Genomic DNA, 19,836 nt, shown 5'->3' with positions numbered 1-19,836 from the left:
ACTGTGTCAAAGTCAGTCGTGCTGGGCGCACCTCACTCACTGCTTGACAGCGCTTCCAGCCACGGGTCGTCTCGCCCGCTGGGAGAGGTGCTGGACGTACCCAGGACCGAGGATGAGGTAGTCGATGAACCCGGCAACGTCGTCGGCCAGCTTGGCGAAACTGGCAAGCTCGGTGTCGGTGTACCAGACGATGTTCAGGTCGGAGAACCACCACACCTCGCCGGTTGCACGCTCAACGAAGACGGGGTTCTGCAGGACGTCCGCGACCGCGCACCAGCGCGCAGCACCGCCCGGCAGGTCTTCAGCCATCCACGGCGTCTGGCGCACGGATGCTGCCGACCACAGCCGGATGTCGCCGGTGCTTCCACAGGTAGCCCCGTCGGCGAGGCGGAGGAACTCGGCATAACCGGGGGCGATGTCGTCGAGTGGCTCGTCCGGGGGGACCGGCGGTGGCAGCTCCAGCGGCCCATACGGCGGCGCAAGCCGCGCCAGAACCGCCGCGAGTCGACGGACGGAGTCGATCAAGGGCATTCCTGATTCTCTAGCCACCGGTCCGGTAGGCGTCGGCAGCGGTTGTCACGTCGGGGCGGCCGCCCGCCGGGCTTCTGCGCTACGGCATGACAGCTCAGACCTGACGTGGCTCACGATTATGGGTTCCGTGTGGCCTTGTTCGGCTGACCAGCAGATTCTTGGCTCGCTGGGGTCGGGTGTGTGCACTAATCGTGGGTCGTAGGTGGCCGGGTGGCCCCGTACGTGCGGACGGTGAAGACCCGCATCTGGTGCGACCGCGGTCAGAATGTGGCGATCGGGTTGACCGGGCTGCCGGACGTACCGGCGAAGCGGACCGGCGCGACTGCGAGGTGGAAGTCCCACTGGCCGAGCTCGGCAGCCGTTGTCGCGCACACCTCCAGGTCGCAGTTGTCGAGCAGCCACAGACCCATCGCGACGAGACTCACGGCGTGAACCGGCATCAACACGTCTTCGTACCCCGACGGCTGAACGTCCTGGGGGGTGTCAGCGCCGATCAGCGCGACGTCGCGTTCATGTAGCCACGGCAGGCAGGACGCGTGCCAGCCGGCCTGGGTGAAACCGCTGGCCTCACCGGCCTCGTGCCGGACGCGGCCATAGCCGGTCCGCAGGAGTACCGCATCGCCGGATCGCACCCGTACACCCTGGCGACGCTCGGCCTCCTCGAGATCGTCGGGAAACACACCCTGCCCCGGTTCCAACCACGGCACATCGCGGGCCCTCGCAATGTCCAGCAGGACACCACGCGTGATGATCCCGTTCGCCGCCGCCGTGACGGCCGCCCACGCCGATCCCGTTGCGGCGTCGACCAACGAGTGCGACCGCCCGTTGTACATCGTGCCGTCCCAGAAGATGTGGCACGGCGAGTCGACGTGGGTGAGGGTGTTGCCGTGGAACGTGATGCCGAGCCGCTCGGACGAAAAGCCCCAGCGCCGGTCGGCGTGGAAGCCTGGCACCGGCATGTTCTCGGCACCCGGCATGTCGGCGGCGCACGGGCACGTCGTCGTCGACCGCTCCATGTCTTCCGGTACGGCAACCTCCCATGCGCAGGACACGCTCCTGCCGTGGCGCACGGCCCGCGCCGCCGCCAGCCGGACGTCGTCGGTGATGTGGTTCAGAGTTCCGAGCTCGTCTTCGTCGCCCCACCGTCCCCAGTTCGACAGCGTGTTGAAGTACCCGAGCACGTCGTCCTGTGTGGGCATCGGTCGCCCTACCGTCATCCCAGCATCGACTCCTCCGGTCACGCGGTTCGAGGCACCGCAGGTAGGCTATCCCGCCGCTGGATCGCCGACCGCAATGCCTGGTCGATCAGACGACTCGTCCGCACCGCCGGCCGCTACCGCGTCATCGAAATTCAGGCCGGCAACCACACCATCACCGCCACCGACCTACTACCCGACGACCTCCGCACCGCCGGCGCCGCGATCACCCAAGGTGCGCACTAATTTGAGCCAAGTCGGGACCGGTCCGGTAGGCGTCGGCAGCGGTTGTCACGTCGGGGCGGCCGCCCGCCGGACTTCTGCGCCACGGCATGACAGCTCAGACGCCACAGCCGACTTCGATACAGGCTCTAGCAGCCAAGCCTTCGCCCGTGCGGTTGGTGAGGAGGTCGTGGCGGCGGGGGAGCTTCCTGTCAGCCCACCTTTGGCGTGGCGCGGGAGATGATCGCGGCGAAGTCGACGCCGCTCGGCAGGGTGCCGTACGCCTGGCCGTGGTCGCCGCCGAGCCGGGACGCGCAGAAGGCGTCGGCGACGGCGGGGTGGCCGTGCCGCACCAGCAGCGAGCCCTGCAGCACCAGGGCGAGCCGTTCGACGACGCGCCGCGCCCGCAGTTCGAGGTCGTCGAGGTCGGACAGGTCGGCCCGCACCTGGCGGACTGCGGCGTCGAGCCGTGCGTCGGCGCCGGCAGCGGCGCTCAGCTCGGCCTGGAACGCCTCCATGACCTGGGGTTCCGTGACGAGAGCACGCAGGACGTCCAGTGCGGCGACGTTGCCGGAGCCCTCCCAGATCGAGTTCAGCGGCGACTCGCGGAACAACCGCGGCATGCCCGACTCCTCGACGTAGCCGTTGCCGCCCAGGCATTCGAGGGCCTCGGCGGCGTGTGCCGGCCAGCGCTTGCAGACCCAGTACTTGCCGACGGCGAGGGCGAGCCGTTTGAACGCGGTCTCGTTGGCGTCGCCGCGCGCGGATCGGTCGGTCGCTCCGGCGAGGCGCATCATGAGGACGGTGGCGGCCTCGGACTCGACCGCGAGGTCGGCGAGCACGTTGCGCATCAGTGGCTGGTCGATGAGGTACCGGCCGAAGGTCTGCCGGTGGGTGGCGTGGTGGGCGGCGGTGATCACGCCTTGGCGCATCCCGGCCGCCGCGCCGATGACGCAGTCGAGGCGGGTCAGGTTGACCATGTCGATGATCGTGCGCACGCCACGGCCCTCGTCTCCGACGCGCCAGGCGACCGCCTGCTCGTATTCGACCTCCGCCGAGGCGTTGGACCGGTTGCCGAGCTTGTCCTTCAGGCGCATCAGCCGCATCGGGTTGCGGGTGCCGTCGGGAAGGACACGCGGGACGAGGAAGCAGGTGATTCCGCCCGGTGCCTGGGCGAGGGTGAGGAAGATGTCGCACATCGGCGCCGACGTGAACCACTTGTGCCCGACGAGTCGGTAGGTGCCGTCCGGCTCAGGGCGGGCGGTGGTGGTGTTGGCGCGCACGTCCGAGCCGCCCTGCTTCTCCGTCATCGACATGCCCGCCAGCAGCCCCTGCTTGGCCAGCGGCGGACGCAGCCCGAAGTCGTACGTCGTGGCGGTGAGCAGCGGCTCGTACCGCGCGGCCAGCTCCGGGTTGTGCCGCAGCGCCGGCACTGCCGCGTAGGTCATCGAGATCGGGCAGCCGTGGCCGGCGTCGGGCCGCCACGTGTAGAACTTGCCGGCCCGGGCCACGTGGGCGCCCGGTCGGTCGTCCGCCCACGGTGCGGCGTGCAGGCCGTGCGTGACCGCGGTGCGCATCAGCTCGTGCCAGGCGGGGTGGAACTCCACCTCGTCGATCCGATGGCCGTAGCGGTCGTGGGTGCGGAGGACCGGCGGATGCTCGTTGGCCAGCCGCCCGTACTCGATGGCCTGCTCGCTGCCGCCCAGCCGGCCGAGCTGGTGCAGCTCGGCGGCGGCCCAGCCGGCGCCCTCCCGCTCGAGCCCGTCGAGCAGTGCCGGGTCGTCCGCCGCGTCGTAGCCAGCGAGCGGGGGAACCTGGTTGAAGACCTCGTGTGTCGTCACGGCGATACTCCCAGCGCGCGGTGGATGAAGGCGATCAGGGCGGGGATGGTCTCCGGGCCGGCGACCCCGGCGGCCAGCGGACCGACCATGGCCTCGGCCAGGGCGCCGACCAGCGCGGTCGCGGTCAGCTCCGGATCTTGCGGGGGTAGTTCACCGCTCGCCACACCAGCCGCGACGTACCCGGCGATCAGTTCGGCGTACGCGCGGCGGAAGACGAGCCGCTCGGCGTCGACCGCCGGGTCGACCGGCTCGGCGAGCAGGGCATACGCCAACCGTGGGGACTGCAGCGCGCGGCCGGAGAACGTCTCGACGACGGCGGCCATCTGCTCGGCGGCGGAGGTCTCCAGCGCTGCGGCGCGCGCGACCGCGTCCACCTCGCGCTGGGAGGCGGTGCGGAACACCTCGGCGAACAGGTCGGCCTTGGTCGGGAAGTGGCGGTAGACGCTGCCGGTCGCCACGCCGGCCCGCTCGGCGACGGCGGCGACCGAGCAGCCGGCGTACCCGTGCTCGGCCATGATTCCCAGCGCCGCGGCGATGATCCGTTCCCGGGAGGCGCTCAGCCGAGCCTTCACCCGCTCGGTGCTTCGGTACGCCACGCAAGGATTGAACCACCATTCAATCCTTGCGACAAGGCTGATCGAGTTCGGTCAGGGCGCCGGGATCCTCGCCGAGATGGGTCGCGCCGCCTCCGGCTGAGCGACCGACACCCGCACCCCGGTCGGCAACTCGGCGCGGGGTCTGCATGGTGGGAACCCAGCCCGGGTCAGCCACGTCGTAGGGGGCATGACGGGTAGCAGCGCCCACGTACCCCAGCCAACGGCCGCCACCGGCGTCCCCCGAGTCGTGACTCCAGCTCGCGTCATGGGACTGGCCCTGGTCGCCGGCCTGGCGCTGGTCACCGGCTGTACGGCGGAGCCGGTCCCCGTGCCGCCACGCGACCGGGGAGTGCCGGCCGGCGGGTTCCGGCTCGTCGCGTTCGACTCCTGCCCGGAGGCGCTGCGGCAGTTGAAGACGGCTGCCAAGGCCTACGTCGGGCCCTGGGGGTTCGGGCCGATCGGGGACATGCGTACCTTCGGCCGCGCCGAACAGGCTGAGGCGCCCGCCGCAGCGGGGCGGGCGGATGCGGCGTCCAAAGCTGCCGCCCCCGGCTACTCGGGCACCAACACGCACGAGGCCGGGGCCGATGAACCGGACCTGGTCAAGACCGACGGCAAGCGGATTGTCACCGTGAGCCACGGCAAGCTGTACGTGGTCGACCCGGCCACCCGCCGGCTGACCGGAGAGCTGGAACTGGCACCGGGTGCCGATGGGATCGGCGGGGCCGAGGACGGCCTGCTGCTGCACGGTGACCGGGCGCTGGTGCTGCGCCGCGACGGGTGGGCCGCGGTGGCGAAACCGGCCGTCCCCGGGGGAGGCGCGCGCACCGTCCCGGGAGACGCCCCGATGCCGGACGGCATCGTCGGCCCCCAGCTGATCATGGTCGACCTGTCCGGCGAACCGAAGATCATCGGCGAATACCGGATCGACGGCAACCTGGTGGACGCCCGCCAGATGGGCACGAAGGTCCGGGTCGTGGTCCGCTCCGCGCCCCGGCTGAACTTCCCGTACCGGGAACGGGCCACCGATGAGCAGCGCACCACCGCCAACCGCGAGATCATCGACAACGCCACCGCCGACGACTGGCTGCCCCGGTACGAGGTCACCTCCGGCGGGCGAACCAGCGCGGGACGGGTCGGCTGCGAACGGGTGAGCCGGCCGGCCGCCTACTCCGGCACATCGCTGGTGACCGTGCTCAGCTTCGACCTCGGTGCGGCTACGCTCGGCGCTGGCGACCCGGTCACCGTGATCGCCGACGGCGACACCGTCTACAGCAACGGACCCCGGCTGTACGTAGCCAACGACCAGCGCTGGCGGGTGCTGCCGATGGCGACCGCGCGGAACATCGCACCCGATCCCAGGGACGAGACCACCGAGATCTATCAGTTCGACATCTCAGGCGCGGGTGCCCCGCGGTACGCCGCCGCCGCGTCCGTACCGGGCTGGCTCATCAACCAGTACGCCATGTCCGAGTGGGACGGGCACCTGAGAGTGGCCACCACCAGTGGCCGTACCTGGGGCGACAAGCCGAACTCGACGTCCACCGTCTACGTCCTGCGCGCCGACGGCACGGCGCTGACCCAGGTCGGCAAGGTCACCGGACTGGGCAAGGGGGAACGGATATACGCGGTACGGTTCGTCGGCGGCACCGGGTACGTCGTCACCTTCCGGCAGACCGACCCGCTCTACACCGTCGATCTGCGTGATCCGGGGGCGCCGAAGGTGAGCGGCGAACTGAAGATCAACGGGTACTCGGCGTACCTGCACCCGGCCGGCGATGGACGGCTGCTCGGTGTCGGGCAGGAGGCGTCCGACCGGGGCCGTGTCCAGGGCACCCAGCTCTCGCTCTTCGACGTCTCCGATCCGGCCAAGCCGACCCGGATCGCCCAGTATCACGTCGAGCAGGGGCACTCCGAGGCGGAGTTCGACCCGCACGCGTTCCTCTACTGGCCAGCCGAACGCCTGGTCGTGGTCCCACTGACCGTCTACGGCACAGGCCTGCCGAGCAACGTGGCGCTGGCGCTGCGAGTCGGCGACGGCGGGTTCACCGAGGTCGGCACGGTCGACCACACGCTGGGCACGCGCCGTTCCGAGGAGCTGGCGCCGATCCGTCGCTCACTGGTCGTCGACGGAGTCCTCTGGACCGTTTCCGACGCCGGCCTCAAGGCGACCAGCCTCTCCACCATGAAGACCCTCGGCTGGCTGCGTACGGCGTGACCCGATAGTGGCGTCCGAAGTGGCCCGCCGGTGGACGGCGCCGCGATGCATCGTGGCCAGCCACAATCACGGCCTCGTGGTCGCCACGATGCTCGGCGCCGTCGCCTCGCGGTGGGACTGGTCCGGCCCGGGCGGGGTCACGATGACGCCGTGGAAGATGTCCTGCCGTGGACGTCCGCTGATCGTCGAGCGACTCCCGCCCGCTGGGACGTGTCGCCGCCCCTGATGACTGCTATTTCTTCTTGTGTTTGGGCGGCAGCGTCGCGACGTAATCTTGCGCCTTGTTGACCCACAGGGTCGATTGTTCGGCGGTGAACGACGAGGGCAGCGACAGGTATCCACCCATCGGCCGCTCGGCCGGGCCGAACGGTCCCGCTCCCTCGATCATCGCCAGCTCGGCCAGGTCGTCGGCGGCGAGCTTCACGCCGATCGACGAGCCGAACAGGCCGGCGAACATGTTGCCGTTGACGAAGGCACCGAGGTTGCCGAACATCGGCTTGACCTCGACTCCCGGTGCCTCCGGCACGAGGGAGCGGAAGAACTGCTTGTCAGCGTCGGTGGGCTTGGGCATCTGCATGGTCGGATCCTGTCACGCAGCGACCGGGCGACGGCCGGCGAAAGCGGCCAGCCGCTCCATCGGGTCGGCATCGGTGGACGGGGTGATCTCGTCGGCGAACGAGGAACCGCGGGCCCCGGGGACGAGCTGCTCGGCGAGCTTGTGGACGTAGGACACGACCTCGTCACTGACGACCAGGGGGGTGCCGCTGCCCTGGGCCATGTCCCACGCGTGCAGCAGGAACTCCACCGGCATGATGCTCGCCGCGAACCTGGCCGGCATCTCGCCGCCGCCGGGAGCGGGGACGGTGCCGTCGAGGCCGCGTGCCCGCCACCCCTCGATGGCCTGCGCCGCCATGGTGGCCACCCGGTTCTCCAGCGAACCCGTCTCGGGGTTCACGACCTCGACGCCGGCCATCGAGCCGAAGGCGACCATGGAGCCGAACAGGTGCTCGGCGAGGTCGTGGCAGGTGAAGTCCGCGCACGGGGTCTGCTTCGGCCGGTCCTCAGGGGTCAGCTGGCGCAGGACCGTCTGGAGCACGGCCAGCGTGGCGTCGGCGGCGGACAGTTCGTCGAGCCGCTCGGGAGCGGCGGACCATTCGTCCGGGCCGGCGTCCCCGGCGACGGCAGCCTTCTCGAGACGGCCGAGGTAGTGGTTCCAGCCCTCGGCGTGCATCGCCGCCTGCTCATCGGTCAGCCCCTCATGGGTGAGGGTGACCTTGGTGCCGCCGGCGACCGGCTCGACCGTGATCGTGACGGTCGAGGTGTCGGGGGCGAGGCCCGGGTTGCCTTCCCAACCCCAACCGAACACGACCCGCTTGCCGGGCTCCACCTCCCGGAAGGTGCCCGCCGCCACATGGCCGGGGGTGATGGTCCAGCGGTAGTCACCACCCACGCGGAGGTCGACGCGGGCGGACACCGTCTGCCAGCGGCGCAGCCGCTCCGGCTCGGTGATGAGGGCGAATGCCTCGTCGATGTCGACGGGAAGAATGACGGTCTTGGTGAACATCAGTGGTCTCTCTCGATCCGTTGAGCCTTCAGGGCGTGTGCGTCGGCGACCAACAGGTCGAGCTCGGCGGTCCAGAACCGGTCGATCTCGGCCTGCAGCCGACGGAGTCCCTCGGGAACGACCCGATAGATGCGCTCCCGGCCGACCTTCTCGGCCTCCACCAGGCCGACTTGCGCCAGCAACAACAGATGCTGGGAAATCGCCGACCGGGTGACCGTGAACTCCGCCGCGATGCTGCTCACCGTGCGGGGCTGTGACGCGAGCAGCTGCAAGATCCGTCGCCGGGTGGGCTCAGCGGCGGCAGACAACGCGTCGATCACCAGAAACACGTTAGCCACGGCTAACGCATTTGTCAAAGGCGCGCCGCTGCGACGGCCGCCCACCCGGCGCGGCGGCTGTGTCGGGTGGCGGGCTGACACCGGCCGTCACCTCGATAGCGAGACACGCGATCCTCCGACCCGCACAGCTACGGGTGCGGACGTAGCGGCTTCCTCAGGAGCGTTCGTAGCCGACGGTGCCGTTGGCGATCGTGTGGGTGACGCGAGCGTTGGGGGGTAGCCCGCGCCGGCGGGGAACAGGTTGCGTCTCCGTCCGGGCTGGCGGTGTAGGAATGAGTTCAGCGGCCACCTGACGGGCCTGCCGCCCGGCCGGGGTTCAGGCTGACCGGGCAGTGTCGGTGATGTGCGCGAGCACGGCCGAGTAGTCCCGGTCGCCGAGGCCGGCTTCCTGTGCTGCCACGACCCATTGCCGGGCGGCCGCCGCGACCGGCAGTTCGACAGCTGCCGACTCGGCGGCCGACACGACCAGATCGACGTCCTTCCGGGCCAGTGACAGCGCGAACCGCAGCGGGAATTGACCGGACTCGACCGCTGGCCGCCGTCGATCCGCTTGCGCGCCGACGGGCGTCGCGGACAAGACCTCGAACGCGACGTCGCGCGGCAGACCAAGCCCGTCCGCGAGAGCGAGCGCCTCACCGAGGACCGCGAGCACCCCGAAGAGGGTCGAATTGGCGACCAGTTTGGCGGCCGCGCCGGCACCGAGCGGTCCGACATGCATCGGCGAGCCAAGCGCGCCCAGCACCGGCATCCACCGTTGGACAAGCGGCTGCGGCCCTCCGACGAATATCCGCAGCGAGCCCGACTCGGCCTCCGAGACGCTGCCCAGCACCGGCGCGTCGAGCAGGCCAACGCTACCCGGCAGCATCGCTGCCAACCGTCGCACGGCGGCCGGTCCGACCGTCGACATCTCAACGAGCGTCGTCGACGCGGCGGCACCCGCGAGGATGCCCCGCGGGCCCTCGGTCACCTCTCGGAGCGCGGCCGGATCGGACAGCATGGTGATGACCAGGTCGGTGCGGTGGGCAGCCTCCGCCGGACTGTCGGCAGCGACGGCGCCACGTGCCACAAGATCGCTGGCCCGCTGCGGCGTGCGGTTCCAGACAACGAGGTCATGGCCGGCATCGAGCAGCCGGCCCGCCATCCGGCTACCCATCCCACCCAGACCGATCACAGCGACCGTGGCCATGGCCCCATCCTGCCAATTTCCCCAGGGCGATGCGGTACGCAGCGCCGACCTCACACCTGCGTGATGATGTTCTTGCCGTACGAGGTCAGGGTCTTCTCCTTGTCGTCGTGCATGAGATAGAGGGCGAAGTTGTCCACCCCGATCTCCTTGAGCTCCTGCAGCCGGTCGACATGGGCCGACTCGGGTCCGAGCAGACAGAACCGGTCGACGATCCCGTCGGGGACGAAGTCCGTGGACCGGTTGCCGGCGCGGCCATGGTGTGCGTAGTCGTAGCCCTCGCGGCCCGTGATGTAGTCGGTGAGCGCCTTGGGCACGACCCCGGAGTCGCCGTAGCGGGCGACCAGGTCGGCCACGTGGTTGCCGACCATGCCGCCGAACCAGCGCAGCTGATCCCGTTGGTGCGCGAGGTTGGTGCCCACGTAGGCCGGCGCGGCCACGCACATCGTGATCGAGTCGGGATCTCGACCTGCTGCGGTGGCCGCATCGCGTACCGAGCCGATCGTCCAGCGGGCGATGTCGGGATCGGCCGTCTGCAGGATGAAGCCGTCGGCCTGCTCGCCGACCAGCCGCAGCGCTTTCGGGCCGTAAGCGGCCATCCAGATCTCCAGCCTGCCGTCACGCACCCACGGGATGCGCACCGGCGTGCCGTGGTGTTCGACCTCGTTGCCTTCGGCCAGCTCTTTGATCACGTGCATCGCTTCTTTCAGCGTGGCCAGGCTCGCCGGCGGCTGGCCGATGACCCGCCGGGCAGAGTCGCCGCGGCCGATCCCGCACACCGTGCGGTTGCCGAACATGTCGTTGAGCGTGGCGAAGAGCGACGCGGTGACCGACCAGTCGCGGGTGCTCGGGTTGGTCACCATCGGCCCGACGATCAGGTGCTTGGTCGCGGCGAGGACCTGCGAGTAGATGACGAACGGCTCCTGCCACAGCACGCAGGAGTCGAACGTCCACCCGTAGCGAAACCCGTTGTCCTCGGCGGCGGTGAGGCTGGCCACGACGTCGCGAGCTGGCGGGTCGGTCTGAAGTACGACACCGAAGTCCACCGCTTCTCCTTTTCAGACCAGGTACTGACTGAGATCGCGCTTCAGGAACCTGCCGTGTCCGGCCGCGCCGTGGAAGGCGTTGTCGTCGACCACGACCCGACCACGGGACAGCACGGTGGAGACCTTTCCGGTCAGCTCCATGCCCTCGTACGCGGAATAGTCCACGTTCATGTGGTGCGTGCTGGCCGAGATGGTCTGCTGGGCCGTGGGGTCGTACACCGTGATGTCCGCGTCGGCGCCCGGCGCGATGACGCCCTTACGCGGGTAGAGGCCGAACATCCGGGCGGGCGTGGTCGAGCTGATCTCCACCCAGCGCGGCAGGGTGATCTCGCCTTTCACGACGCCCTGATAGAGCAGGTCCATCCGGTGCTCGACGCCGGGCATCCCGTTCGGGATCTTGGAGAAGTCTCCCCGGCCCAGCTCCTTCTGGTCCTTGAAGCAGAAGGGGCAGTGGTCGGTGGACACCAGCGACAGGTCGTTGGTGCGCAGGCCCCGCCACAGTTCCGCCTGGTGCTCCCTGGGGCGCAGCGGGGGAGAGGCGACGTACTTCGCGCCCTCGAAGTCGGGCTTGGCCAGATCCTCCAGCGACAGGAACAGGTACTGCGGGCAGGTCTCGGCGAACACGTTCTGCCCGGTGTCGCGGGCCTGGGTGACCGCGTCCAGGGCGTGCGCGGCGGACAGGTGCACGATGTACAGCGGCGCGCCGGTGACCTTGGCCAGCGCGATCGCCCGCGAGGTGGCCTCGCCCTCCAGCTCGGGCGGCCGGGTCAGGCCGTGCTGCACCGGGTCCGTCTGACCGTTGGCCAGCGCCTGGAGGATGAGCTGGTCGATGGCGATGCCGTTCTCCGCGTGCATCATGATCATCGACCCGGTGTCCCGGGCCTTCTGCATCGCCCGCAGGATCTCCCCGTCGGTGGCGTAGAAGACCCCCGGATAGGCCATGAACATCTTGAACGTGTTGACGCCCGCGTCGATGCAGGTCTCCATCTCCTTCAGAGACGTGTCGTTGACGTCCGAGACGATCATGTGGAACCCGTAGTCGATCGCGCAGTTGCCGTCGGCCTTGCTGTGCCACTTGTCCAGCGCGGACAGCACGGACGTGCCCTTGCCTTGTACGGCGAAGTCGACGATGGTCGTCGTGCCGCCCCACGCTGCGGCGATCGTCCCGGTCTCGAAATTGTCCGCCGAGAACGTGCCGCCGAACGGCATCTCCATGTGGGTGTGGCCGTCGATGCCGCCGGGCACCACGTACTTCCCGGCGGCGTCGATCACGCGCTCGGCACCAGACGCCCACTGCTCGGCCAGACCCGAGTCGGGCGCGGCGAGCGCCGCTATCCGCTCGCCCTCGACCAGCACGTCCGCCGGGTACGCCCCGGTGGCGTTGACGACTGTTCCGTTGCGGATGACGATGCTCACGGCTTCACCAGCGATTCGTACGTGTCGGGACGGCGGTCGCGGTAGAAGGCCCACAGGTCGCGGACCTCGGCCAGCTTGTCCATGTCGAGGTCGCGGACGACGACCTCGTCCTCGGTGTCCGAGGCGGCGTCGCCGACCAACTGGCCCCGCGGGTCGACGAAGTAGGACTGGCCGTAGAAGTCGTTGTCGCCCAGCGGCTCCACCCCGACCCGGTTGATGGCGCCGACGTAGTACTCGTTCGCCACCGCCGCCGCCGGCTGCTCCAGCCGCCACAGGTACTCCGACAGGCCGCGGCTGGTCGCCGACGGGTTGAAAACGATCTTCGCGCCGGCCAGGCCGAGCGCCCGCCAGCCCTCGGGAAAGTGCCGCTCGTAGCAGATGTAGACGCCGATGCGCCCCACGGCGGTGTCGAACACCGGATAGCCGAGGTTTCCCGGCCGGAAGTAGAACTTCTCCCAGAACCCCTTCACCTGCGGAATGTGGTTCTTCCGGTGCTTGCCCAGGTAGGTGCCGTCGGCGTCGATCACCGCGGCGGTGTTGTAGTAGACACCGGGCTGCTCCTGCTCGTACATCGGCACGATCAGCACCACGCCGTGCTGCTCGGCGACCTCGCGCATCAGCGCGGTCGTCGGCCCGTCCGGGATGGCCTCCGTGTACGAGTAGTAGTCCGCGTCCTGGATCTGGCAGAAGTACGGGCCGTAGAACAACTCCTGCAGGCAGACCACCTGTGCGCCCTGCGAGGCGGCGCTGCGGATGGCCTCGACCGCGTTGGCGATCATCGACTCCTTGTCGCCGGTCCACTTCTGCTGCACCAGCCCGGCTCGGATGATGTTGCTCATTTCTCCCCCTTCGCGTGCGCGGTGCGCGGCATCGACAGCGCGAGGTAGACGAGGAACCCGCCGATCAGACCGACCACCCAGCTGTAGTCGTAGAGCGGCTTGAGGAACGGGATGAGCCCGTCGGACGGGAACGGCCCCTTGCCGGGTGCGGAGTAGGCGCCACCCACCGCGAGCACCGCGCCGACGACGGTGGCGACGATGGCGGCCCAGTTCCACCCGCCGGAGAACCAGTACCTGCCCTCGGGGCGGTAGAGGGCCGGCAGTTGGAGGCTGGTGCGGTGGCGGATCCAGTACCCGGCGATGAGTACGCCGGCGACCGCGCCGAGCAGGCCGCCGTAGAACCCGAGCCAGACGAAGATGTAGATGTTGGGGTCCTGCACCAGGCGCCACGGCTGGATCAGGATGCCGAGCACGCCGGTGATCAGGCCCCCGGTCCGGAAACTCACCAGTCGGGGCGCGGCGTTGGAGAAGTCGTACGCCGGGCTGACCGTGTTCGCCGCGACGTTCACCGACAGCGTGGCGACCACGACGGTGAACAGGCCGAGCGCTACGACCACCGGGTTCTCGAACTTGGCCGCGAGCTGGATGGGGTCCCAGATCGCGTCACCGTAGATGACGGCCGTGCCCGAGGTGATCATGATCGACAGGATGGCGAAGAACGACATCGTGGTCGGCAGGCCGAGGATCTGGCCGTACGCCTGCTGCCGCTGACTGCCGCCGAACCGGGTGAAGTCGGGGATGTTCAGCGACAGCGTCGCCCAGAAGGCGATCATCCCCATCAGTGACGGCGCGAACAGCTTCCAGAAGTCGGCACCCCAGCCCAGCTTCGACGGCTCGGACAGGATCGGGCCGAGCCCGCCCGCCTCGACCATCACCCAGATCAGCAGGGCGACGGCGACCACGATGACGAACGGTGCGGCCCAGTTCTCGAAGCGCCGCAGGGTGTCCATGCCCCGCCAGATGATCGCCATCTCGATCGCCCAGAACAGGAAGAACGAGGCCCACAGCGTCCACGGGTAGTCCATCACCGTCGCCGCGTCGACCCACCAGGAGCCCAGCAGCTTGCCGGCGATCGCATAGATCGCCTCGCCGCCGATCCAGGTCTGGATGCCGAACCAGCCGCACGCGATGAAGGCGCGGAGCAGGGCCGGGAAGTTCGCGCCGCGGACTCCGTAGAACGCGCGGGCGAAGACCGGGAAGGGGATCCCGTACTTCGTGCCCGCGTGGCTGTTCAACAGCATCGGGATCAGGACGAGCAGATTGCCCAGCGTGATCGTGAGAAATGCCTGCACCCAGTTCATGCCGAGCTGGATGAGCCCGGCGGCGAGCAGATAGGTGGGGACGTTGTGCGCCATGCCGATCCACAGCGCCGCGAAGTTGTACGTGTTCCAGGTGCGCTTCTCGATGGGAACCGGGGCGAGTTCCTCGTTGAAGTACCGGCTGTCGGCGATCGTCGAGAAGTCACGCAACTCGACTCGGCCATCCGGATGGGTGATCTGTGTGCCCGGCTCGGCCGCGGTGGTCTCGGCGGGGGGCAGGGGTTCAACGGCCATCGGTCACCTCCCTGTCACGCTGCCGCAACAGCGGCCGTCCAACCGGCGCGTGCTGCGGGTGGGGGCGGATCAGCACGATCTTTATCTCGGAATGGTGGGTGTCCCGGACCCGCCACGGGCAGCGGCAAAGTGTCCACGCTTGCCATGATCGGGGCACACTCTGTCCACGGGCATGCCCGCGCGGAGCTGTCAATCGCCGCGGTGGATGGAATCGGGCCGCCTGCCGGACCCTTGACCCGTCACGCGTCGTCGAGTTCGTGCACCAGCAGCGCCACGTACAACGACAACATCGACTCCGGGTCCTCCAGCGACACCCCGAGCACCTGCGCGATCCGCGACAGCTGCTGGTAGTAGGCCGTACGTGACAGGTGCGCCACGGCGGCCGCCGCCGACTTGTTCCCGCCCTGCTCGCAGAAGCAGCGCAGCAGCTCCACCAGCCGGGTGCCCTGGCTGTCATCGCGCGCCAACAGGGGTCCGAGCTCCCGGTGAGCGAAGGCCAGGACGCGCTCGTCCTCGCGCAGCAGGTGCAGCAGGCCGCGCAGTCGCACGTCATCCAAGCGGTGGTAGAGCTGGGTGCCGGGGGAGCGCAGCGCAGCACCGGCGACGTGAGCAGCCTCCCCCAGACTGCGCCGCACGTCCGACACCTGCGACACCGTCGTCCCGACGGCCACCACCACAGCACTGGCGGCCGAGCGGTGCACCTCTCGGGCCAGGCGCCGCAGGACCGCGTCGACCGCCGCCTGCGCGGGCAACGACAACAACGCGCGCACGCTCGTCTCGTCCACGACGCCCACCAACGCCGGCACGCTCACCCGCCGCGCGGCCAACGCGGTGGCCTCCGCGAGGTCCCGCAACACCTCCTGCGTGGCCAGTGCGGGGGCGCGCGGCGTGATGCTCCCCGGTCGGATCGCCACCCCGACCAGTTTCCGCCGCTCCAGCGCAACGCCCAACGCGGCCGCCCGGGTGGTCAGATCAGGAGGAGGCAGGGCCTGGCCGAGCAGTTGCGCGAGCAACATCCGGTGCGTCTGCCGCTCCAGGCTCTCCCGATCCCGCGCCACGAGCCGGTGCACCGCCAGTGCCGACGCGGCCCGCTCCGCGACCACCACGTGCCGGTGCGGAGGAGGGGCCGGCGAGAGCAGAACCAGCCGTCCCCAGTCGGCGCCCTGCGCGCCGACCGCGGTGATCAGCCAGCCGGCTTCCTCGTCGTAGGCGGTCCGTTGGGACACCGCCACGGACCGGGATCGCTGCCCCCAGTCGGTCAGCAGCTCGATCGGGTCCTGCCCGGCCGCGTCGTACGCGAGCACGTCGTGCCCCAGCGTCTCCAGGACGACCGGCAGCCCGGAGATCCTCGCGACCTCGCGTAACACCTCGGCCGGCTCCGCCCCGGCGACCGTGAGCGCGGTGAACGTCTCGTGCACCTGTTCAGCCGCCCGTAGCTCGGCGAGCTGCGCGTCCACGATCAACGCCACGACCGCCTCCGTGACGGACACGAACTGGGTCTCCCGTGCCAGCGTGATCAATGGAAGCCGGTGTCGTTCCGCAGCCGCCACCAGCGCGTCCGGCACGTGGTCGCTCCAGCGCCGGACCAGCTCCACCACGAGCCCCGCCGCGCCGACCGCGGCCAGGTCGTCCACGTACGTCGTCAGCGCCGTTTCCTCGTCCGGTAGCGCGATGCCGGTGGTCAGCACGAGCTCGCCGCCGCGCAGCAGATGAGCGATGTCGGCGACCTCCGCCGCATGGACCCAGCGGACGGGCCCCTGCAAGCCGGCGGACCCGGCGACGACGCGGGGCGTGGCGCGCCGGATCACGGGCAGCGCTATGGCTTCGGCGACTGAGGGGTACATGCGGCCTCCCGTGCGGGGATGCACACAACGTAGTGCCATCGATGCCGACCCGTACAGGTTGTCGGTGGCGGCGAGCACCGAAGTATCGCGACACTCGGCTCAGTCACGAGATACGGAGGACGCGATGGCGCATCGGGAGTTGCTGCATCGACACCGGTCCGTGCTGCCGAAGTGGCTGGCCCTCTACTACGAGGAGCCGATCGAGATCGCCAGCGCGCACGGTCGCCGGGTGACCGATCGCGAGGGCCGCACGTACCTCGATTTCTTCGGCGGCATTCTCACCAACTCGGTCGGCTACGACGTGGCCGAGATCAGCGACGCGGTCCGCTCGCAGATCGACACCGGCGTGCTGCACTCCTCGACGCTGTACCTGATCGAGTCGCAGGTCGAGCTCGCCGAGAAGATCGCGCACCGGTCCGGGATCCCGGACGCGAAGGTGTTCTTCACGAACTCGGGTACGGAGGCCAACGAGACCGCGTTGATGCTCGCCACGCAGTACCGGCGCAGCGGGCAGGTGCTCGCGTTGCGCAACTCGTACCACGGGCGCGCGTTCGCCACCGTCGCGATCACCGGCATCCGCGGCTGGTCGGCCAGTGAACTCAGCCCGATCAGGGTGAGCTGGGTGCACGGTGGCTACCGGTACCGCAGCCCCTTCAAGGACCTGTCGGACGCCGATTACGTCAAGGCGTGCGTCGCCGACCTGCGCGAGGTGATCGAGACCGCGACCGCCGGCGACGTGGCGTGCATGATCGTCGAGCCGATCCAGGGCGTGGGCGGGTTCGCCTCCCCGCCCGACGGCCTGTTCCGCGAGTTCAAGAAGGTGCTCGACGAGTACGGCATCCTGCTCGTCTCCGACGAGGTCCAGACCGGTTGGGGCCGCACCGGCGAGCACTTCTGGGGCATCCAGGCGCACGACGTCGTGCCGGACGCGATGACCTTCGCCAAAGGACTCGGCAATGGTCTGGCGATCGGCGGTGTCGTCGCGCGCGCGGAACTCATGGACTGCCTGCAGGCCAACTCGATCTCCACCTTCGGTGGCAACCCGATCTCCACCGCGGGGGCCCTCGCCACCCTCAACTACCTCCTCGACCACGACCTGCAGGCGAACGCCGCAAAGCTGGGAAACCGCCTGATCCATGGCCTTCGCTCGGTCGCCGCGACGCATCCGGTGGTCGGCGACGTACGCGGCAAGGGTCTGATGCTCGCCCTCGAGCTCGTCGGCCCGGCCGGCGAACCCAACCCCGGGGCCGCAACCGCCCTGTTGGAGGAAGCGCGCAGTCGCGGACTGCTGGTCGGCAAGGGCGGCCTGCACGGCAACGTGATCCGGCTGGCGCCGCCGATGACGCTCACCGAGGACGAGGCCGACGAGGCGCTGGGCATCCTCGCCGAGGCAATTGAGGCGGTGTCGGCATGAGGATCACGCACTGGATCGGCGGCAAGGCATGGACCGGCATCGCCCAGCGCACGGGTGACGTGTACGACCCCGCGACGGGTCAGGTCGGCGGGCAGGTCGACTTCGCCAGCGCCTCGGACGTCGACGAGGCGGTCACCGCCGCCCGCGAAGCCTTCTCCCGGTGGCGCAACGCCTCCCTCGCCCAACGCGCGAACGTGATGTTCGCGTTCCGCGAACTGCTCAACGCCCGGAAGTCCGACCTCGCCGAGATCGTCACCGCCGAGCACGGCAAGGTGCTCTCCGACGCGGCGGGCGAGATACAGCGTGCGCTGGAGGCGGTGGAGTTCGCCTGCGGCATCCCGCAGTTGCTCAAGGGCGGGTTCAGCGAGAACGCCTCGACCAAGGTGGACGTGTACTCGATCCAGCAGCCGCTCGGCGTGGTCGGGGTGATCTCCCCGTTCAACTTCCCGGCGATGGTGCCGCTGTGGTTCGTGCCCAACGCCATCGCCTGCGGCAACACCGTGGTGCTGAAGCCGAGCGAGAAGGACCCCTCCGCGGCGAATTTCCTGGCGGAGCTCTTCGCCGAGGCCGGGCTACCGGATGGCGTGTTCAACGTCGTGCACGGCGACAAGGAGGCGGTCGACCGGATCCTCGAGCATCCGGAGGTCAAGGCGGTCTCGTTCGTCGGGTCGACGCCGATCGCCCGGTACGTCTACCAGACCGGAACGCGTAACGGCAAGCGGGTGCAGGCGCTCGGCGGCGCGAAGAACCACATGGTCGTGCTGCCCGACGCCGACCTCGACCTCGCCGCGGACGCCGCCGTCTCGGCCGGTTTCGGCTCGGCCGGTGAGCGCTGCATGGCGATCTCCGTCGTCGTGGCGGTGGATCCGGTCGGCGATGAGCTGGTCGGCAAGATCAGCGAGCGGATCGCCGGACTGCATGTCGGCGACGGTCGCCGCCCGGGCTGCGAGATGGGACCGTTGGTCACCGGGGCGCACCGCGACAGGGTGCGGTCATATCTGGACGCCGGCCGGTCCGCGGGCGCGAAGCTGGTGGTCGACGGACGCGGTCATTCGATCGACGGTGACGACGCCGGCTTCTGGCTGGGACCGACCCTCTTCGACCACGTCGACGTGGACATGTCCATCTACACGGACGAGATCTTCGGTCCGGTGCTCTCGGTGGTACGGGTCCCCAGCTACGACGAAGCGGTCGAAGTGGTGAACGCCAACCCGTACGGGAACGGCACCGCCATCTTCACCAACGACGGCGGCGCCGCGCGGCGGTACCAGAATGAAATCGAGGTCGGCATGGTCGGCGTCAACGTGGCGATCCCGGTTCCGGTCTCGTACTACTCGTTCGGGGGTTGGAAGGACTCACTGTTCGGTGACTCGCACGCGTACGGGCCGCACGGCGTGCACTTCTTCACCAGGGCCAAGGTGGTCACCAGCAGGTGGCTCGATCCGTCCCACGGCGGCGTGAACCTCGGCTTCCCACAGAACACCTGAGCAACCGAGGAGGCCAGGACCGCCGCGAACTCCTCGGGTGGGCGACCGACCCCGGCTCCGGTGCCGGTCCCACCGCCCGGTCGCCGGTAGCAAGACCAATGCAGCGACCCGGGCACCATGGGCGCGTACGGCGGTGTTGTATCCGTGGCGATGTGTCGCTTGCGTCCCTTGCTCTTCTTGCCGCGTCGATGCCCTGGCTGGACTCTGCCACGTTGCTGGAGGTCTTCACGCTCGGCGGGTCCACCACCATCGCCGACGGGCTGCGGGTACGGCCGCGGGCGAGGCGAACCTGCTCCCGCAACAGATCGTGGATGCGCTGCGTGGTCCCGTCGGCCTCGGGTGGCGGGGGAGTAGCGCGCCGCACAGCAGCAGAATCGCCCCACCGCAGGAAATTGGCCGGCAGGACGGAACCCGTGCCGCGGCAGACTGGCCGCCACGTCGGGGCTTACGGATGCTGGCCCGCCGACCGGTCGCCTCGTCAACGCCGGCCTCTCGGGCTCAACGGCCGCGGGCGCCCCGCCCGGCCGATGTCACTCATCGGCACCGCC

16 protein-coding genes are annotated in these 19,836 nt (G+C 69.6%); 3 read left to right on the top strand and 13 right to left on the bottom strand.

Going from position 1 to position 19,836, the window contains the following annotated elements; translation table 11 throughout:
- Window positions 1-36: 36 nt before the first annotated feature.
- The 4 genes from ACTWM8_RS16305 to ACTWM8_RS16290 all read right to left on the bottom strand — a co-directional run bounded on the left by ACTWM8_RS16305 (window position 37) and on the right by ACTWM8_RS16290 (window position 4,386).
- The gene (locus ACTWM8_RS16305) at window positions 37-531 is read right to left on the bottom strand and encodes a hypothetical protein (protein WP_446209766.1); all 495 of its coding nucleotides are present in this window, start codon (window positions 529-531) and stop codon (window positions 37-39) included.
- A gap of 260 nt (window positions 532-791) precedes the next feature.
- Window positions 792-1,730, bottom strand: a complete 939-nt coding sequence (locus ACTWM8_RS16300; protein WP_322442123.1) for a cyclase family protein — start codon at window positions 1,728-1,730, stop codon at window positions 792-794.
- A gap of 431 nt (window positions 1,731-2,161) precedes the next feature.
- Window positions 2,162-3,790: an isovaleryl-CoA dehydrogenase gene (locus ACTWM8_RS16295; protein WP_446209765.1), complete on the bottom strand. Its 1,629-nt coding sequence runs from the start codon at window positions 3,788-3,790 to the stop codon at window positions 2,162-2,164.
- Entirely contained in the window at window positions 3,787-4,386 is a 600-nt protein-coding gene (locus ACTWM8_RS16290; RefSeq protein WP_354967408.1) for a TetR/AcrR family transcriptional regulator, read from the bottom strand. The genes ACTWM8_RS16295 and ACTWM8_RS16290 overlap by 4 nt, the downstream gene beginning before the upstream one ends.
- A gap of 265 nt (window positions 4,387-4,651) precedes the next feature.
- On the opposite strand from ACTWM8_RS16290, the gene ACTWM8_RS16285 reads away from it, so the two are divergent.
- Window positions 4,652-6,604: a beta-propeller domain-containing protein gene (locus ACTWM8_RS16285; protein ID WP_446209764.1), complete on the top strand. Its 1,953-nt coding sequence runs from the start codon at window positions 4,652-4,654 to the stop codon at window positions 6,602-6,604.
- Window positions 6,605-6,836: 232 nt separating this feature from the next.
- Here ACTWM8_RS16285 and ACTWM8_RS16280 read toward each other — a convergent pair whose 3' ends face one another.
- The 9 genes from ACTWM8_RS16280 to ACTWM8_RS16240 all read right to left on the bottom strand — a co-directional run bounded on the left by ACTWM8_RS16280 (window position 6,837) and on the right by ACTWM8_RS16240 (window position 16,387).
- Window positions 6,837-7,181 (bottom strand): TfoX/Sxy family protein, encoded by a 345-nt coding sequence (locus ACTWM8_RS16280; protein ID WP_446209763.1) that lies wholly within the window; start codon window positions 7,179-7,181, stop codon window positions 6,837-6,839.
- Window positions 7,182-7,193: 12 nt separating this feature from the next.
- Complete coding sequence (locus ACTWM8_RS16275; protein ID WP_446209762.1) at window positions 7,194-8,168, bottom strand: TIGR03086 family metal-binding protein; 975 nt, start codon at window positions 8,166-8,168, stop codon at window positions 7,194-7,196.
- Window positions 8,168-8,488 (bottom strand): ArsR/SmtB family transcription factor, encoded by a 321-nt coding sequence (locus tag ACTWM8_RS16270; protein ID WP_350794506.1) that lies wholly within the window; start codon window positions 8,486-8,488, stop codon window positions 8,168-8,170. The genes ACTWM8_RS16275 and ACTWM8_RS16270 overlap by 1 nt, the downstream gene beginning before the upstream one ends.
- A gap of 334 nt (window positions 8,489-8,822) precedes the next feature.
- A complete protein-coding gene (locus tag ACTWM8_RS16265; protein WP_446209761.1) occupies window positions 8,823-9,692 on the bottom strand; it encodes an NAD(P)-dependent oxidoreductase in 870 nt (289 codons plus the stop codon).
- 50 nt (window positions 9,693-9,742) lie between these two features.
- Window positions 9,743-10,735, bottom strand: a complete 993-nt coding sequence (locus ACTWM8_RS16260) for a TIGR03842 family LLM class F420-dependent oxidoreductase (protein ID WP_446209760.1) — start codon at window positions 10,733-10,735, stop codon at window positions 9,743-9,745.
- Between the two features lie 12 nt (window positions 10,736-10,747).
- On the bottom strand, window positions 10,748-12,151 hold the full coding sequence (gene hydA, locus ACTWM8_RS16255; protein WP_446209759.1) for a dihydropyrimidinase: 1,404 nt from the start codon (window positions 12,149-12,151) through the stop codon (window positions 10,748-10,750).
- The gene (locus tag ACTWM8_RS16250; RefSeq protein ID WP_154936700.1) at window positions 12,148-12,990 is read right to left on the bottom strand and encodes a nitrilase-related carbon-nitrogen hydrolase; all 843 of its coding nucleotides are present in this window, start codon (window positions 12,988-12,990) and stop codon (window positions 12,148-12,150) included. Before ACTWM8_RS16250 ends, hydA begins: the two co-directional genes overlap by 4 nt.
- Complete coding sequence (locus ACTWM8_RS16245; protein WP_446209758.1) at window positions 12,987-14,543, bottom strand: NCS1 family nucleobase:cation symporter-1; 1,557 nt, start codon at window positions 14,541-14,543, stop codon at window positions 12,987-12,989. The genes ACTWM8_RS16250 and ACTWM8_RS16245 overlap by 4 nt, the downstream gene beginning before the upstream one ends.
- A 239-nt stretch (window positions 14,544-14,782) precedes the next feature.
- On the bottom strand, window positions 14,783-16,387 hold the full coding sequence (locus ACTWM8_RS16240; RefSeq protein WP_446209757.1) for a PucR family transcriptional regulator: 1,605 nt from the start codon (window positions 16,385-16,387) through the stop codon (window positions 14,783-14,785).
- A gap of 124 nt (window positions 16,388-16,511) precedes the next feature.
- Here ACTWM8_RS16240 and ACTWM8_RS16235 point away from each other — a divergent pair, with 124 nt between their 5' ends.
- Together ACTWM8_RS16235 and ACTWM8_RS16230 are read left to right on the top strand one after the other, a co-directional pair.
- Window positions 16,512-17,801, top strand: a complete 1,290-nt coding sequence (locus tag ACTWM8_RS16235) for an aspartate aminotransferase family protein (protein ID WP_446214573.1) — start codon at window positions 16,512-16,514, stop codon at window positions 17,799-17,801.
- Complete coding sequence (locus tag ACTWM8_RS16230) at window positions 17,798-19,288, top strand: CoA-acylating methylmalonate-semialdehyde dehydrogenase (protein WP_446209756.1); 1,491 nt, start codon at window positions 17,798-17,800, stop codon at window positions 19,286-19,288. Before ACTWM8_RS16235 ends, ACTWM8_RS16230 begins: the two co-directional genes overlap by 4 nt.
- Window positions 19,289-19,836: the final 548 nt, after the last annotated feature.

The organism is Micromonospora sp. IBSANI012 (assembly GCF_052814045.1).
Note: the sequence above shows the minus strand (reverse complement) of the source record. Positions and strands in the feature narration are given on the sequence as shown.